The sequence below is a fragment of the Palleronia sp. genome (genome assembly GCF_042089775.1).
Classification (GTDB): Bacteria; Pseudomonadota; Alphaproteobacteria; order Rhodobacterales; family Rhodobacteraceae; genus Palleronia.
Window position 1 is genome coordinate 1 of record NZ_JBELKF010000042.1, and the last position, 15,443, is coordinate 15,443.

At 63.9% G+C, this 15,443-nt stretch carries 21 protein-coding genes; 3 read left to right on the forward strand and 18 right to left on the reverse strand.

The window, feature by feature from the left end; genetic code table 11:
- The 3 genes from ACFDS3_RS11450 to ACFDS3_RS11460 all read right to left on the reverse strand — a co-directional run.
- Nucleotides 1-337 (reverse strand): hypothetical protein (locus tag ACFDS3_RS11450; RefSeq protein ID WP_375262487.1); only part of this gene is annotated, 337 nt, incomplete at its 3' end.
- Entirely contained in the window at nt 337-621 is a 285-nt protein-coding gene (locus tag ACFDS3_RS11455; RefSeq protein ID WP_375262488.1) for a hypothetical protein, read from the reverse strand. The genes ACFDS3_RS11455 and ACFDS3_RS11450, both read right to left, overlap by 1 nt.
- Before the next feature lie 272 nt (nt 622-893).
- Nucleotides 894-1,220: a hypothetical protein gene (locus ACFDS3_RS11460; protein ID WP_375262489.1), complete on the reverse strand. Its 327-nt coding sequence runs from the start codon at nt 1,218-1,220 to the stop codon at nt 894-896.
- A 639-nt stretch (nt 1,221-1,859) separates the two neighbouring features.
- Here ACFDS3_RS11460 and ACFDS3_RS11465 point away from each other — a divergent pair.
- Entirely contained in the window at nt 1,860-2,378 is a 519-nt protein-coding gene (locus tag ACFDS3_RS11465) for a hypothetical protein (RefSeq protein ID WP_375262490.1), read from the forward strand.
- A gap of 12 nt (nt 2,379-2,390) precedes the next feature.
- Here ACFDS3_RS11465 and ACFDS3_RS11470 read toward each other — a convergent pair whose 3' ends face one another.
- The 5 genes from ACFDS3_RS11470 to ACFDS3_RS11490 form a co-directional block, all read right to left on the reverse strand.
- Entirely contained in the window at nt 2,391-2,594 is a 204-nt protein-coding gene (locus tag ACFDS3_RS11470) for a hypothetical protein (protein ID WP_375262491.1), read from the reverse strand.
- Nucleotides 2,595-2,705: 111 nt separating this feature from the next.
- The gene (locus ACFDS3_RS11475) at nt 2,706-3,281 is read right to left on the reverse strand and encodes a hypothetical protein (RefSeq protein WP_375262492.1); all 576 of its coding nucleotides are present in this window, start codon (nt 3,279-3,281) and stop codon (nt 2,706-2,708) included.
- Nucleotides 3,282-3,826: 545 nt separating this feature from the next.
- Complete coding sequence (locus ACFDS3_RS11480) at nt 3,827-4,228, reverse strand: hypothetical protein (protein WP_375262493.1); 402 nt, start codon at nt 4,226-4,228, stop codon at nt 3,827-3,829.
- A gap of 95 nt (nt 4,229-4,323) precedes the next feature.
- The gene (locus ACFDS3_RS11485) at nt 4,324-4,710 is read right to left on the reverse strand and encodes a hypothetical protein (protein WP_375262494.1); all 387 of its coding nucleotides are present in this window, start codon (nt 4,708-4,710) and stop codon (nt 4,324-4,326) included.
- Nucleotides 4,711-5,006: 296 nt separating this feature from the next.
- Nucleotides 5,007-5,900, reverse strand: a complete 894-nt coding sequence (locus tag ACFDS3_RS11490) for a DUF2493 domain-containing protein (RefSeq protein ID WP_375262495.1) — start codon at nt 5,898-5,900, stop codon at nt 5,007-5,009.
- Nucleotides 5,901-6,809: 909 nt separating this feature from the next.
- Between ACFDS3_RS11490 and ACFDS3_RS11495 the strand changes: the two genes are divergently transcribed.
- Both ACFDS3_RS11495 and ACFDS3_RS11500 read left to right on the forward strand, forming a co-directional pair.
- Complete coding sequence (locus ACFDS3_RS11495) at nt 6,810-7,208, forward strand: hypothetical protein (RefSeq protein ID WP_375262496.1); 399 nt, start codon at nt 6,810-6,812, stop codon at nt 7,206-7,208.
- On the forward strand, nt 7,205-7,363 hold the full coding sequence (locus ACFDS3_RS11500) for a hypothetical protein (protein ID WP_375262497.1): 159 nt from the start codon (nt 7,205-7,207) through the stop codon (nt 7,361-7,363). Before ACFDS3_RS11495 ends, ACFDS3_RS11500 begins: the two co-directional genes overlap by 4 nt.
- A gap of 32 nt (nt 7,364-7,395) precedes the next feature.
- On the opposite strand, the gene ACFDS3_RS11505 is transcribed toward ACFDS3_RS11500, so the two are convergent.
- The 10 genes from ACFDS3_RS11505 to ACFDS3_RS11550 form a co-directional block, all read right to left on the reverse strand.
- Nucleotides 7,396-7,548, reverse strand: a complete 153-nt coding sequence (locus ACFDS3_RS11505) for a hypothetical protein (protein WP_175484669.1) — start codon at nt 7,546-7,548, stop codon at nt 7,396-7,398.
- Nucleotides 7,549-7,844: 296 nt separating this feature from the next.
- Nucleotides 7,845-8,396, reverse strand: coding sequence for a hypothetical protein (locus ACFDS3_RS11510; RefSeq protein WP_375262498.1), 552 nt, complete (start codon nt 8,394-8,396; stop codon nt 7,845-7,847).
- 104 nt (nt 8,397-8,500) lie between these two features.
- Entirely contained in the window at nt 8,501-8,917 is a 417-nt protein-coding gene (locus ACFDS3_RS11515; RefSeq protein ID WP_375262519.1) for a phosphoadenosine phosphosulfate reductase family protein, read from the reverse strand.
- A 319-nt stretch (nt 8,918-9,236) separates the two neighbouring features.
- A complete protein-coding gene (locus tag ACFDS3_RS11520) occupies nt 9,237-9,707 on the reverse strand; it encodes a hypothetical protein (RefSeq protein ID WP_375262499.1) in 471 nt (156 codons plus the stop codon).
- Entirely contained in the window at nt 9,704-10,123 is a 420-nt protein-coding gene (locus ACFDS3_RS11525) for a hypothetical protein (RefSeq protein WP_375262500.1), read from the reverse strand. Before ACFDS3_RS11525 ends, ACFDS3_RS11520 begins: the two co-directional genes overlap by 4 nt.
- Nucleotides 10,116-10,454 (reverse strand): hypothetical protein, encoded by a 339-nt coding sequence (locus ACFDS3_RS11530; RefSeq protein ID WP_375262501.1) that lies wholly within the window; start codon nt 10,452-10,454, stop codon nt 10,116-10,118. Before ACFDS3_RS11530 ends, ACFDS3_RS11525 begins: the two co-directional genes overlap by 8 nt.
- Before the next feature lie 94 nt (nt 10,455-10,548).
- Nucleotides 10,549-10,683 (reverse strand): hypothetical protein, encoded by a 135-nt coding sequence (locus ACFDS3_RS11535; RefSeq protein WP_375262502.1) that lies wholly within the window; start codon nt 10,681-10,683, stop codon nt 10,549-10,551.
- On the reverse strand, nt 10,658-11,347 hold the full coding sequence (locus ACFDS3_RS11540) for a DUF736 family protein (RefSeq protein ID WP_375262503.1): 690 nt from the start codon (nt 11,345-11,347) through the stop codon (nt 10,658-10,660). Before ACFDS3_RS11540 ends, ACFDS3_RS11535 begins: the two co-directional genes overlap by 26 nt.
- Before the next feature lie 213 nt (nt 11,348-11,560).
- Nucleotides 11,561-11,932: a hypothetical protein gene (locus ACFDS3_RS11545; RefSeq protein WP_375262504.1), complete on the reverse strand. Its 372-nt coding sequence runs from the start codon at nt 11,930-11,932 to the stop codon at nt 11,561-11,563.
- 93 nt (nt 11,933-12,025) lie between these two features.
- The gene (locus tag ACFDS3_RS11550; protein ID WP_375262505.1) at nt 12,026-15,400 is read right to left on the reverse strand and encodes a strawberry notch-like NTP hydrolase domain-containing protein; all 3,375 of its coding nucleotides are present in this window, start codon (nt 15,398-15,400) and stop codon (nt 12,026-12,028) included.
- Nucleotides 15,401-15,443: the final 43 nt, after the last annotated feature.

The window sequence follows — 15,443 nt, forward strand, 5'->3', positions numbered from 1 at the left end:
TCGCGCGCTCGGCGCGAATTGGGGCAAGGCGCTGGAGTGCCCGGCCGTTCGGCTCGTCGGTTCGGATCGAGACAGCATCAACGAGGAAGGCGTCGGAGAGATTTCCAACGCGCCCGGTCGCCAGTTCGCGCACCTGGGCGATATGTCCCCCGGCGATGCGCTTGTTGACGAATCCGCCGCGTTCCCATGCGCTGTAGTCGCGCGGAAGCCACGCCTCGACTTGCAGCTTGCGGCCTCGGATGAGGACGATCGTTCCTACGGCGACAGTGCCGACCCGGCGCATGCGGCCACCGATCTCGACGCGACGGTGACGCTGGCTGTTGTATTGACGGATCATCACACGCTCCCTTCAAACAGGCCGGCGACACGGGCCTCGAGCGCGACAGTCTCGGCATCGCCCTCGGTCACATCGCGCCACGGATACTCGCATACTGCGTTGATCCGCTCGCAAAGCGCGTCGATCTTCTCGTCGTCGATCCGCTCGAAGTCACCTTCCTCGGTCGCGATCTCTTCGATTTCCGGGGGCAGGGCAGGGGTTTGCTGGAGCAGCCGTAGGGCGGCAAGGATTGTGGCCAGCTCGTAGCGATCCACGTCCTCAATGGTCGTCATGTGCAGGGGCATCGTCTTCTCCGTGATGAGGGTTTCCTGATCCAGACCGGATCACCCCAAGCGAAGCTGCCTTTCCCCTTTCTCCGAACCGGCCCTTCCTGATTTGCCGCGAAGCGGCCTGCGGCTGGAGCTGTCCACATGCTGTGAGTCGGACGCGCCATCACACAGCGAAGGCAGACGAGTGGCTTGTGGTCAGGTCCAGCCAGCGCAAGCGATCCTCGAGGCCGACTTGCCGGCCGAGGGGAGCGCGGTCCCGGCCGTCGATAGAAGGCCGGGAGGCGCCACTATGCGGGTTGAGGCGGAATCTGACCTGAGCGGGTAGGCGCGCAGGGCATGTTCTTGAAGATCCGGCTGGCGAAGCCGTAGTCGAACGCGACGTCCTGCATATCGGTGCTGTCCCGAAGCCGTGCACGGAACGCATGGAGCCGGTCGATCATTGCTTCGGTCATGCGCTCAATACCGGCTATCTCAACGATGTCCTCGTGCTGCTCGCCGGAGTTTAGAACGGCGAGAGCCTGTTCGCGGTGGCGCAGTTCGTAGGCAAGCGCCGCGTCGATCGCGACCTCGATGCCGGATGCTCTTGCACGCAAATCCGCCATCGACAGGATCATGCCACTCGGATCCGCCGGGTTGATCCGGGCGGTGAGATCGGCTGGGAAATCTGGGGGCATCGTCTTCTCCGTGATGAGGTTTCCTTGATCCAGACCGGATCACTCCCAGCGAGGCCGCCTCTCTCCTTTCTCCGAACCTGCCCTTCCTGTTTGGCCGCGAAGCGGCCTGCGGCTGGAGCTGTCCAGTGCGGTCGATGAGGGTTGCGCCGGAGGCGGCCGGTTTCCTATCTACCGGGTCTGCCCTCCCCAAAGGGGCGGTTGGGGTCGGGGGTCCCGAACAGGCAGCAGGCGGTTCCCCCGGCCTCATTTGAGCCGTGATCGGCGGCGCCGACTGTGCGTCAGGTCTGCACCTGCTCCCGCGCCAGCGATCGTTACCTGAAAGGCCGCGACCTGGCCGGCTGACCGACCATGTGGCCGCGGCGGCGGCCGGCTCCGTAGGAGACGGCTGACGACGCATCAGGCCGCAGGGAGGGCAGGGGGCCAGGGCGTGGGGAGGCCCGCTTGCGGGCCGAGTAGAGCGCGGTCACGGCCGGCGAGAGCCGGGCGTGAGGGGCCACGACGATACTACGTCAGAAAGTTCTTCCGCTTTTCACGCGATCCTCCCAAGTCCTCCGTAGTGAAACTGGCAGGAGAAAGCCGATGACGAACGATGAGACCGCAACGCCCGGAGCGGAGGACAACACGCGGGCGGACCGCTTCAAACTGAGGCCCGATGTCGAGAAACATTTCGAAGGCTACGAGCTTCTCCACAAACGGCTTCTGCAAGGCGCAACCGGGTTGGGTGTGGCTGGTGTTCTCGGTACGCAGGCGGTGTCTGCCATCGTTCTGTCCTCGGACACGCTTGTGCAAATCTGTGGCTGGATTCTCATCGCAGCGGCGTTGATCTTGGCGGTTCTGACAACCCCGCTTTTCTATGCTGCCTATGCTGCGTGGATCGGGAAGGAACGGACCTACAAGCATCCGGATCGGGTGAACTGGTTGGGAGGTTCTATGTCAATCGACCGGTGGAGTTGGCTCTTCGCGGTGCCGTCCGTGCTGATGTTCATCGCGCTGGTGACGGTCCTCACTGACAGGCTCGATAGGGAGGTCCAAAAGCAGGCGCTTGCAGAACGGGTAAAGCAGGCCGAAGTTGCCGCTGGCCGTCCAACCCAAGACTAGCGGTCGCCCTCTTCAGGTTTGTTCGCCAGCCTTGCCACGTTTGATGACGCGGATGCCATGCTGCAAGGTCACTTCGTCGGTCGGCCATGCCGTCATCGCAGCGGCCCACGCTGCGAACGCGACGTCGAAGTGGCTGCACTGTGCCACCTCTGCGAGAAACACATTTGGCGTAGTCCAGCGCACGACTCGCCATTGGTGGTCAAAAATCTTACCCATCGAGGCTAGCATGTTCCTTCTTTGTTCCGCTAGGGGGATAGTTCCCGAAGGTCCGGCCACGGGGCGACGATGGCAACGAGAAAGCGGCCCCCGAAGGGGCCGCTATCGGCGTCAGCCGATCCATCCGACGATTGCCAGTAGACCCATCGCTGCGACGGCGACGCGAGTGATCTGCAATTCGCGGCCGAGACGGTGCCGCCTGGTGTTCGCCCAAGTCAGATGGGACTCCACTTCGATGTAAGCGGCCTCAAGGTGCCCGCGTTGCATCGACACGAAGACGTCCCAGTCAGGTTCATCCTCCCCGTCGTAGCGACCGTGAAGGTCGTTGATAACGGTGTCGTAGTCCGAGGCTTCGTCTTCTTCGGCTTGGGCAAGGTCTAGATCGGCAATTTCGTGACAGTCCGGCTCCGGCTCGGCACCCTCGAAACATCCGCAAGGGCATGTCATCGCGTCAAGCCAGTGCATGCAGAGCCCCTCGGGTCGCTCGTCCAACTCGACGATCACGCCCTTGTCTTTAAGGGCGGCCACCGTCTCGTCGTAGTGTGCGTCCGGCACGCTACCGAGCAAGCCGTAGGCTTCGCGGTTGCGGGCTTCTTGCCAGAGTTCATAGACGCAGCCGAAGTTGCCTTTGGGCTGAGCTGCGGCGTCGACGTGGGCGACAGTGGCGGCAAGATCGAAGTTGGACATGGTAGGTCTCCTGTGTTGCCTGCTCACGCTGAGATGCGGAGCATAGCCGGACCCCCGATTCCGAAGCGCGCCGGGTCAAGGACGCGAAGCGCCGGCGCTGGCGCCGGGCGGGAAAGTCTTCGGAGCGGTCCATTGCCAGCATCTCGCGGTTGCTAAGGGGGAACGACGCGACCAGGCGTGCGACGGTGCCGAAGAGTTTCCCGATCCTTGAGGCGGCGTGCTTTGGGAGCGCATCCGGAGGATATGCTTCCGTCTCTCAGTGTGTGCGTTTTCGATCAGCAGCCGGCGGTGGACGCGCGGTGGAGGGCTGACGCGCAGACGGCGATGGAGGGGAGGAAGGGTCGCGGTACGCGATCCCGACCGGACCGCAATCGGCGGCGTAGCGACAGACCGGAGCCGTCGCGGCCGCCTCGGCTGCGAGTCGTGTTTCCGACGCCGCGCGACTGCGCGACGGGCCGCCAGGCCCGTTCCCCGGCCGACACGCGAAGCCGAGGCCGGGGCGACGGTGGCAACGAGAAAGCGGCCCCGAAGGGCCGCGCTCGGCGTTAGTCGGGCTTGGTGGTCCCGACGCTCTTGTCGTACCAGTCGCCGTAGTCGAACCGCGGGTCTGCGGGGAGGAAGCCGTGATGCATTAGCGCCGCCTCCACGTCGTTCCATTCCTCGTCCGGCACCTTCCGATCGAGCAAGGCTTTGGCGATGCGGTGCGCTTCGTCTTGAGATTGAGCGGCACTCGTCGCCTGCTTCGTTTCCGCAAGGAAGGCATCGAGGTCGAAGTCGGTGAGCGACTTCCCGGCGATAAGACGCTGGCGACACCGCTCCTCGATCTCGTGGCTTTCCTCGCAGATGGCGGGCGCGTTGTTGTCGAGTCCGCGGCGCCTGCGGATCTCGTGATCGACCTCGCGATCAAGAGCTGCGTCGTCGATTTGGTGGGGCTGGTCGTCGGTCATGGCAGGTCTCCGATGTGGTCGCTCGCGCTGGATTGCCGAGCATAGAGGCGGCATCAACAGGCAGGGTCGGCCGCGCTGCCACGCGGTCAATCCGTTCAGCCCTTGCTCTCAGCCTCGCCCCAGCCCGGCGGCACCATCAATTCCGTGGCGATAGTTCCCGCAAGGGAACCCGGTGTCGGTTGGCCATCGGGCTCTTCGCGTGTGGCCATTGATGCGGCGATCCGCTCGGGCGGAACGCCGTGCTGGAGGAGTATCGAGATGAGGACACATGCGTCCTGCATCAGGAACTCCAGATCGGCTCCGCTTCGGAAACCTTCGGCGTAGAAGACCTCGATAGGCCGCAGCGGATCGTCGTCGGCGTAACCGACAGAGACGAGGATGCGGATAGCCGTCCCGTCCGAGCGGAGGTGCTCCACGCGGCGCGTCTCGGTGAGACGGCGGGGCGGAGGCGGATTTCGATCGGTGCGTGTGCTGTCGGTCATGGTGCGATCCTTACGATACTGAGGAGTCCTCGGCACCCGCAGCCGCCTCTTTTCTTTGCTCTGCGCCTCGGCTGCGACGGTGGCACCATCCATCCGTCGATGCGTTCGCTGCCGCGCCGTAGGCGCTCCCGCGCGGATAGCGCCAGTCCGGTCGCGGGGGGGTCGGCACGGCCCGCCCGCGACCGGACACCCTGGCACGAGCCAAGCCACGGCCAGGCGCTGCGATCCGCCTGGACAACGGGCACGAGAAAGGGCGACCCTCGCGGGCCGCCCTGTTGCCGGTTGCGGGTTGCGTGTCAGGCTTCGCGGGCCTTCTCCGGGGCCTCGATCCGGGCAACGTGAAGGCCCTTTTCCTCGGCCTTCTGCCCCAGATTAAGGCCGATCCCGCCACCGCCGAAGAGGATTACGCCGGAGATCTTCGCGGTCAGCATTTCGTCATTTGCGCGGAACGGCGCGGCCTTGTTGTGCGCGGCCCAGTTCGGACGGAAGAGGATTTGCGGCACCTTGCGCGATTTCGCCCATGCTGCGGCGATCCTCTCGGCCCCTCGCGACCCTTTGTGGCAAAGCACCATGTCGGGGCACTTCTCGCGGGCCACGTCCAGACGCCGCCAGATCACGGCACTGTCGATCCAGTCGGACGCGCCTGCCACGGCGATTTTCGTCCCGGTGACGCGGTTGCGCTCCGCCTCGTCCTTGTCGGCCTGCTCTAGCAGCTTCTTGGCTTCAAAAACTGCGCCGGTTTCCATCGCGCGGCGGGTGGTCCGGTCGCCGGTGACGGGCGTGTAATGCTCGCCGGTTTCGCGCTCGTAGTGTTCGGCGGCGGTTTCGGCCATGACCTTCAGGGCGTCGGCCTTCTCCTGCAAGATGGTGAAAAGGCGGGTCGCTTGGTCCAGCTCTTGCTCTGCGATCTCGCTGCCGTCCTGCGTCCGGATCAGGGCCGAAATCTTCATTTTCTGGCGGTCTGCCGCTTGGTCCAGCGATACGGCGCGGCGCTGAAACATGGTTGCGAAGGCATGGGCGAGGGGTTCCACCTCGGACGCAAGCCCAGTGCCTTGGATAGTGCCGAAAAGAGCGTCGAACGCTTCGCCAACGGCACGACCTTGCAAGTCCTCGTCGTGAGGGATTGGCAGATCGTCCGCGCCGTTTTCCGTGAGGCCGAACAATTCGATTTCGTCATATGTCGTAAGCATTGGGCAAGTTCCTAATGGTGCGCCGAACATTTCCGGCTTTGGGGAGGGGCGCCGTTCGCTTCCTCTGCCCTCTTTATATAATTAAAGGCGCTTCCGATCTAATTGTTTATTGGCATTTCCGATGAATTGTTTTCTTGCCCCTCTCCTCTTCATCGGCTTGTTTTGATTCCTGTTGTTGGGAGCACACCCCTAATTGATTGCAAATCAATTAGGAACAATAATAATGGCGCTTTAGCGCATCCTTATTCTTTATTACGAGCAGACCCGTCAGGGCATCGCTTGTTCGTCATCCCGCAGCCGATCGCACGGCCAGATCAGGATGGGCCGGGTGGCCGGGGGCAACGTCAAATGCGGAGGGTCCGCGCCCGTAGGGCGTGGAAACCGTATTTGTCGTTGGGGAGCGTCAGCGACCGAACCGCCGGCCGCGCGGTCCGTCAGGTTCGATCAGGCCGCGACCGGTTGGGGGACGGACAGGCGATGCCTTGGGCGCTGGTTCGGGATCAAGCCCGTCCGAGCGGCGTTCGTCGCGAAGCGGCGAATCCCCGAGGACGGTGTTGCAGCTTGGTGCAACCAAGGGGCGTTCGGCTTGTCCGAACCCCCGGCCAACGGCTGCTGTTTCGGTTCCGCTGGCCACGCAACAGCGATCGTTACCCGAAGGGCCGCGACGTGGCCCGCTGAACGACCATGCGCGCCGCGGCGGCGGATGGCTCCGGAGGAGACGGCCGACGACGCATCAGGCCGCAGGGAGGGCAGGGGGGCAGGGCGTGGGGAGGCTCGCTTGCGAGCCGAGTAGAGCGCGGTCCCGATCGCCGCAGGCGGGCGGGAGGTGCCATGCCTTCAACTCGATTCCAGTCACAGCGACCCAGTGATAGAAGAAGCGGCGACAACGAACGCTGAAAGGGACCGACGTTGCTAGACAAGAACCTTCGCGGCCGAATGAGTAGGTGGATCATCGAGACGCGCCTCGCAGGCGACCTTGAAGACCCATCGGACTGCCTGAAAGCTCAACACAGCGCAGCAATGGTGTTCAGTTCGGCAGGCCAAAGTGGAGAGCAGGCTGGCGTCGGAACACGGATCCTGAGTGCCTTCATGGTTTCCGCAGCGGCCAATGCAGCCGGCAACTCGAAAGCACTGGACGGCGAAGTTGAGCATGTTCAACGGGTTCTCGGTTACATGGCGAAGAAGCTGCCAAAGGGCGTCGTTCGGAAGGACCTGGAAGACGCGGCCGCCATGAACATGGGGGTTCTCAGCTCGATCCTGGCGTCTGTCGCGGAGATTGAGAAGACGGCAGGGAGTGACGAGGCGTGACCGGCGGCGACGAACGCGCATTTGCGGAATCGTACTGGCTCAAGAAGGCCAAGATTGACCTGCTACAACGCGATCCGGTTGATGCCCTGAATGATGCGGAAGCTCTTGTCCGCTTCATGCACCAACGCCTCGAGGCGATGTTGCGCGAACACTGAAGCCCGCACCGTAAGGTGCGGGCCGGATGCCGTCAGGCATCCCGTGGCGGCTTGCCGAGATCGCGGGCGTACTGAACCTCGATCTTGAGGAAGCCGGGAACTGAGAGCGCGACGGAGATCGTCAGCTTCGCGTGCCGGCCGAGGGCTTTGAGAATGGAGCGCAGGGTGGCGAGGATCTTGGTCATGGCGTTGTTCCTTTCGGGTTGGTGGTTGCAGCCACCGAAAGCGGCGGCGTGAAGCGCCACGCACCCGAAGGGTCGAAACGAAGTGGAGAAGGGCGCAGCCCTTGCGTGGCGCTGTAGCCGCTGCACGATCGGCTGCGATGATCCACCGACCCGAATGACCTGGACGCCAGAGCTGATGCCAATGCTACGCGCAGCACGGAGCGCGCCCGCGGCCGGCACGGGGAGCTGACATGCAAAAAGCGCGATCCCGAGGGACCGCGCTTCGCAGGAGGGCCACGCCCTCGATCTAGGTTTGGTCAGCCGTCCATCGTGACGCTGTAGAGGTGCCGGTTGAACGCTTCCTGGGCGACGTGGCGGGCGAAGCCTTCCCCGTAGAGGTCGCGGACCTTCTCGACGCACTCGCCGCGCCGGTTCTTGATCTCGAAGTGACAGACGTCGCCATCGACGAAGTGCTCGTAGTCCTGCAACTCAGAGAGACAGACCGTCTCGGCTTCCATGATGGTTTCGTCGCGGATGTCGGCCGTAATCATGTCCAGTCCGAAGGCGATGCAAAGCCGCTCGAAGGTCGCGAAGGCGTAGCCGTCGACGGGTTCGGCATCGCTGTGATTGCGCACGAGGATGAATCCGTTGCGGGTGGCCACCTTCTTCACTGGAAAGATCGCCGTGGTCTCGGCCGGGAAGGCCGCGCGGAACGCCTTTCGGCTGGGCCAATCATGAGGATCGCCGAGGCCGTGGCTCCAAGTGACGATCTGGAACACGTTGTCGGTCGTGAGGCGCGGGTTGCGCGGCTTGGGATCGACGGTGAGGGATAGGGTCAGACCGGTATCGCTGTCTGTGATAATGAACATGACAATCCCTTTCGCACATTTGTTCTCGGTTTGTTTGTACGAATGGGAGGGAGTCGTGTCGATCATTTTCCGGCTTGCCGCGCGATTTTCTGCGGTTGCGGCGCTTAACCGATGATCTCGCGTAGCGGGATCCTGGTCGGGCTGAGCGTGTGGCCGATTTCTTCCTCGAGCGCGATGTATTCGGCCGCAAGCCGGGGCCGGAGCTGCGCCGCGCGGCGCAGGTCGTCGCGTGTCGCCATGATGCAGAAAGAACAGGAGCATCGTTTCATGCCCTTGGCATAGACCCAGTGTGGTCGCTCGCCAGCGGCTGCGATCTCGGAAAACACGCGGGCTTCTGACCAGTGATGGATCGGAAGCCAGTCGATCCATTGTCGGCCCGCCTTGCTGTTGCACGCCGAGAAGCTGACGGGTGAGCGGCGGGCGCGATCCCTGCTCTCGTCGGCTCGAAGTCCCATGCAACTGACGATCCGACCCCCGAAGCGAGGGTTGGCCTTCAGATACCGGCGTAGTTCGCGACTTATCGGACCGCGCTTTTATCTGACGTGCAGTTTCTGATCGCGGGCGTCGGAAAACGCCGACGCCGACGAACCATCGCCAAAAGATCCTCATCCGCTCGCGCGAGGATCAAAGGCAGGTCGCCGATGGTCGCGCGGATATGCGCGAGCGTGCCGGGCCACTCCACGCGCCCAAGGGGCGCGTGGACGACGACGAGCTGGTCGGCCGGAACGAGGGACCGAAGAAGGATCATTTGCCCTTGCGAGTCCTTCCCACCGCTATGTGAGCAAGCGAAAAGCGCGCCGGCGTCGATCATCTCCGCGATCTGCGGTGGCACGGCCTCGGTCACGATGAGGCCGCTGAGCGGTAGAGCTTCAGCGCCTCCTCGAAGGGCAGGGTGTTCAGGATCGCCGCGCCGGGATGCCGTTCCTTAACGGCTTCCACGGTGGCCGAAACGTGACCGCGATGCCTGACCTGGTAGATCAGGCCATCCGTATCGCGCAGCAGAACCTTTGTTCGTAGCGCGGTCTTCAGGTCGCGAGCGACGAGCCATTCATCGACGAGCTGACCGCAGCGCATCTCAAGGTCCGTCTCGAACGATTGGTCGTTCATCTGCCAGCGTGGGAGGTTGGCCTTGCACCACGCATCGGCCGCGGCAAAGGCAGCGTGATCGCCGTAGAACCGGTCTGGGCCGCCGTGGCCGTCATTGCTGACGGTGCCGATCTTCTTGCTGTTGACGTAGAGCGTGGCCGAATAGCAGCTCGTCTCTTCGGACGAGAAGGCCGCATATTTGATGGATTTGAGTTCGATCTTCATGCTGCAACCCTCCGTGCGTGGCGTATGCCGCTCGTCCAAGCGGACGTGCGGACCTGGAGCGGATAGGTCATTTGAAGCCGGTCGAAGAACGCTTCGGCGCGCTCGTCCAAGGTGTGCCTGGCGAGGGCGTCCGTCCCGTCGAGGCCCTCCCGCACGCCGAAGGTGACGTGGACGCGGGCATAGCTATCCTCGTAGAGCCAGATTTCGTGCACGCCGTTGCGGGCGACGACGCGCTCGCTTCGGTCGCGCCATTCTCGGTCGAGCGGCTCCCACGACTTTGACAGGCAGGTCCGAATGGTCTCGACGAGATTGTCGAAGGCGTCGCGCCAGAGCGGCGCGTCTTCGGCATCGAGATCATCATAGGGCTCGCAGAAGGCTGTTTTGCCGTTGCAGTTCCAGTAAAGGCCCTCACCCATCGCAGCGCCCTCCGGGAGAGGTTGCCGGCGGCGTCCATGCGCCCGAGCGAAGCGCGCGGCGCGGATCGCCAAGCTTGATCGCGAGCTGGTCGAAGACCTCGGCAATGACGGCCTCGGCCCACAGATTCATGCTGCATTTCGGGAAGTAGCCACGGTAGGCGCCGGCAAACTCGCGCTCGATCATCTCTTCGATGGTCACCCAGCTTGAGAGGATGAAGGCGCTTTTGATCTGCGTCTCGGTGAGCTGCATCCGAGACGCGACTGTTTCGAGAACGCCGCTCGCGACGGCCTCCTTGTCGACCGCCGGTGTGTCAAATGTCGAAGTCGTCATGAGTCGTGCCTTTCCGATCAGGGTGGAAGAACACACGCGGAAAGGGCCGCACCTGGCGGGTGCGGCCCTGGGACTGTGCAGCGCGTCTGCCGTTTCAGGACAGGGCGTAGTTGATGAGGCCCGCGACGATCATCAGGAGGATCAGGGCCACGAACACGGCGAGAATCCAGTTGAGGACCCTCGCCGGCTTGTTCGACACCGGATCAGGCAACGGCGGCCAGTTCGCCATTGGCGAAGGCGACGATCTCGTACTCGCCGGACGGCGCATCCTCGCGCCGCAGACCGTTCGCGCGGTGCTGCGTCCCGGTCGGCGACGAGAAGGCGATGGAGAGGTATTCCGCTCCCGTCCGTTCCGACCGAGTTTTCCAGATGGAGCCCATGCGGATCAGGACGCCGGCGGGGCTGCGCGCTTCGAGGTGGTAGTCGGGGTGGTTGTCCTCGGTCTTGTGCGCGTTCTCGACAGCGGTGAAATCCATGTCGAAGTCGTAGGAGCCGATGAAGCCCGCGAGGTTGTCGTCATCGAGCGTCTCGATCCGGCCCGTAAGGGCGATCGGATCGGTCTTGCCACCGGTCATCGGCACGATCTGCCACGTCCCCTCGGGCGTTTCGTCGTTCCGCACCGCGTTCATGCGCCACGTCCGGCTCATGCGATCGGTGATCGCGAGCGAGAAGTAGGCGCGACCGCTCTTTTCGCTGACGGCTCTCCACATCGAACCGACCCGCATCGGACGGCCGCGCGGCGTGCGGACCTCGAGGTGATAGTCCGGGTGATCGTCGGCGGTCTTGTAGGCGTTCGCCACGACCGCGATGCGCGCGATGTCGAAGAGCATCGTGGAGATGCTGGCGGTGAAGGACTTGGCGTCGGCGTTCTGGGTCAGGGTTCCGGTGATCATCGTAGTGCTCCTTGGCTGGATTTTCTTTCCCGATCCGTGTCGGATCACCCCAAGGCGAAGCCCCCTTTCCTCTTTAAGACCTCGTTTCTCGCGTTCCCTGGATGGTCAGCTCGCACATCACATCCTGGCGCTACGCCTTTCCGTCCGTTGATGATCGGGGGCAGCGGGATGGATGTGGGACCGAAGTATTCTGCGGCCCCACTTGTCGTGCCCTTACTGAAGTTCCTCCAGCACGGCCGGATTGCCGACCACATACCGAGTCCCGTCATAGAGGGTCACGCCCATCACCGCGGTCTTATCGCGGAGCGCCTGCATATCTTTCACCTTAACGACATTCTCCACCCGGTCGACGGTCACGGATGAAGTCGGATAGGCGAACACACTCGCGACCTCCGATGGGAAGACATAAACAGCGTCCACGGGAGTGTACTTTTCGGCGACCGCTAGTTCTTCGGCATTGGTTAGGGAGGCCATCCGATTTTCTTCAGAATAGGGGTCGGGATTGACCGGCTGATCGGGTGACTGGACGCACCCCGCAACGAGGGTCAGGGCCAGACTGATCGCGCCAAGACTACGCATTTTCATGAGATTTCCTTATCATGCTGATGGTGTTGTCGGAGCACACAATCGCCTCTCGCTACTGTATGCTCCACCCCTGAGCGGGGCTGCCTTTGCTCTTTATCGCGGTGGCCAACCCACCGGCTCAGGCAGAGATTGTGGCCGCGCTTCCCCGCCAATCCTCTCGATCACGTCCTTCGCATCGTCGCCCACCGGAACGAACACACGGAGCTGGTGGGCGATGATCTCCGAGAAACAGCCCGCCGCCTTCAGCGCCGGCACCTGGTCGGGCCGCCACCCTTCCAGTTCCAGCCGCTTGGCGCCGGCGACACGGCGCGCACGGAGCGTCAGGCCACGTCCCAGATCCACAGCCCGATCGCCGGAAAGGGCGGTGGCGACCAGCTCGTCGGGTTGCGCCGCGCCTTCCCCTCGGAAGCGGCCTTTGAGAACGAGGGCTTCGTCGGCCGAGATGGCGCGGCCGATCCGGGACTGGCCGTCCTCGGGCGTCACCCGCCAGATGCGCTGGCTGGATGACGGGATCATCTTCCAGATCGGCAAGAGAAGGCCGGTCAACAGGACGATGATCTCAGTCTGGACCTTCGGCAGTTCGTCCGCTTCGGCGTCCCAGAGCGCAATAAAGGCTTCCTCGTCGCACGGCTCCCAATGGGACGCGGCGAACGCCTCTTCCGTCGTCGTCGTCCGTCCACCTGGACGCCGGACATCGCGGACTTCCGCGAATGTCTCGTCGTCGTAGATTTGCGAGGGGCGTTTGGAGATCAGTGCGACCTTGCCGGATGCAGCGTTCCGCATCGGTGCGTCATAGCGGCCGTAGTACGAGAGGGCGTCTGCACCGGACAGGATGTGCACGGCCGTTTCCGTCTCGAGCGTGACGGTGCGTGTGACCGAGCCGCTTTTCGGGCACGTCCAGATGTCCTCTTCGCCGGTCACGACGATGCGGTCAGCTCTAAGCGTCTCGATGCCAACGTCGAGTGTACCGGCAGCGCGCGCTGCTTCGGTTTGCGCCTCGATCTTCTTGGCGAAGGCCGCGAAGAGATCGTTTTGCATCTGGATCGGCAGGGCGAGAAGTCGGTTAAGATACCGCTGGATCGGCGGCAGGTCTTCCAGAAGCACGCCGTCACCCCCGATGAGCGCCAGCGCGGTCCAGTCGTAGAACCCCTCGTAGGACATCGCTTCGCAGGTGTCCGAGGCAAGCTCGCGGTAGTGAGCCACGAGCGCGCGACGCGCGATCGGGCTTTCCAGATTGTCGGAAGCGCGGAAGAGGTTTTGGCTTCCGGTCTGGCGCTGGCCGCGCGTGAGCGCGCCGAGCGTGTCGAGACGCCGGGCAATCGTACTGGTGAACCGCTTTTCGCCGTGAACGTCAGAGGTGACGACGCGGAAGAACGGTGCGGAAGATTGCGCCGATCGGTGTGTGCGGCCGAGCCCCTGGATCGCCGCGTCCGCCCGCCAACCGGGCTCAACGAGATAGTGCCGGCGGCGACGCTGGTTCTTCGCGCGCCGCGCCGCATGGTACGAGCGCCCAGTTCCGCCCGCGTCGCTGAACAGCAGCGCCTCCTTGGCGCCCGACATGAAGGCTTCGCTTTCGGCCGTGTTGGCGGATCCTGATCGCGGCGCGATCTTCAGCGTACCGCCAACGGTGCGGATCGTGCGCTTGGAGCGGCCGGTAACTTCAGCCAGTCGCTCGTCGCCAAAGTGCCAGACGAGCTGGTCGAGAACCGAAGGGATCGGCGCGATCGTGTAAAGCTCCATCAGTGCCGCGTCGCGCAGGGCCTCGGCCTCGCGCGAGATGACACGGTTGCCGTCGGCATCGAGGAGCGGTTGCGTGACGATAGTGCCCTCGATCTCGACGAGCTGCTGCGCCTCGATGGGAAACGCCGTTTCGAGCCAGTGAACCACGACCTCCTTCGGCGTCAGATGCGCCTCGGTCAGATCGTCGCCGGCCTCCAGCCCCTCGATGGCACGGTCGAGATGGCTTTCGCCGGTCGAGACGATCTGGACGACAGGGGCCCAGCCATCGGCAAGGTCCGCCTCCATTGCCGCGATCAGGCTCTTTGCCTTGAAGCCGTTAAGGACGTGGCCAAAGAACCGCTGCTTCATGCTTTCGAACCGCGACAGCGCAGATGCCTTGGCGGCCGAAGCGGTGGTGCCCGATTCCGCGTCCACGATTCCGGTCGCTTCCAAGGCGGCGCGCAGGTTCTGGTGGATCACCCGTAACGCCCCGGCGAACTTGTCGTAGATCGCACGTTCGTCGTCGCTTAGGCGGTGTTCGAGGATGTCGTACTCGACGCCCTCGAACGACAGGGCGCGGGCGGTGTAGAGACCGAGCGCCTTCAGGTCGCGAGCGACCACTTCCATTGCGGCCACGCCGCCGGCCTCCATCGCCGAGACGAAATCCTCGCGCGTCGTGAACGGATAGGCGTCGCCTGGACCCCAGAGGCCGAGTCGCACGGCATAGGCGAGATTGGCGACGTTGGTGGCGCCAGTAGCCGAGATGTAGAGGACACGGGCGCGGGGCAGGGCGAATTGGAGCCGAAGGCCGGCGATGCCCTGCTGAGACGGCGCTGAACCGCGACCCTCGTTCGAGCCGGCAGCGTTCTGCATGGCGTGGGCCTCGTCGAAGGCGATGACGCCCTCGAAATCCTCGCCCGCCCATTCGACGAGCTGCTCGAGGCGCGTGCGGCCGCTCTTTCCGACAGACCGTAGGGTCGCATAAGTCATGAACACGATGCCGCGCCCAAGCGTGATCGCCGCTTCGGGCTTCCAGCGGTCGATGGAATGGATGTCCGTGGGCGAACCACCCAGATCGGTCCAGTCGCGGATCGCGTCTTCGATCAAGGTCTTCGACTTCGAAAGCCAGACAGCGCGGGTCCGACCGCTCAACCAGCCAGACATGATAAGGCCAGCGGCCTCTCTGCCCTTTCCGCAGCCAGTGCCATCCCCGATGAAGAATCCTTGGCGCAAGGCGACCCCTTCGCCTTCCGGGGCAGGCTCAAGCCCTGTCCAGTCGTCCTTGACGATGAAGCGGCCGGGCAGGTCGTGGCTGTGAGCCTCGTCCGCCATGATGATCGTCTCAAGCTGAGCCTCGGACAATTCGCCGGTGGTGATGAGCTGCGGGGGCAGGGTGGGAAGCGCCGTGGGCATCGGCGGAATGACGGCCGCCATTGCCACGCTCTCGACGAGCGGTGTCGGGTGCGCGACCGCGCCAGTGATCTCGATGCGCTGTGGCGCGTAGCGCGCGTAGATCTCCGAAACGGCGATATTCTGCCCTAGCGTAGCCCGCTCGACATAGGCGAGCGGCGCGTCAACGGGCGCGCGAGATGCGGGGCGCGCAGAGGGTGCGATAGCCGCCGGCCGGGCGGGCCGGGTAGTCGAGCGCGGCAGCGGCGAGGAAACGGGGGAGGGTCCGACTTTCGGATCGCGCTTCGGTCGCGTCGGCAGCTCCTCGCGGATAGCGTCAAGGGCATCGTGCAGAGACATGGACCGAAGCGGGATCGCGCTGTCACACGCGGCGGCCGGGAGG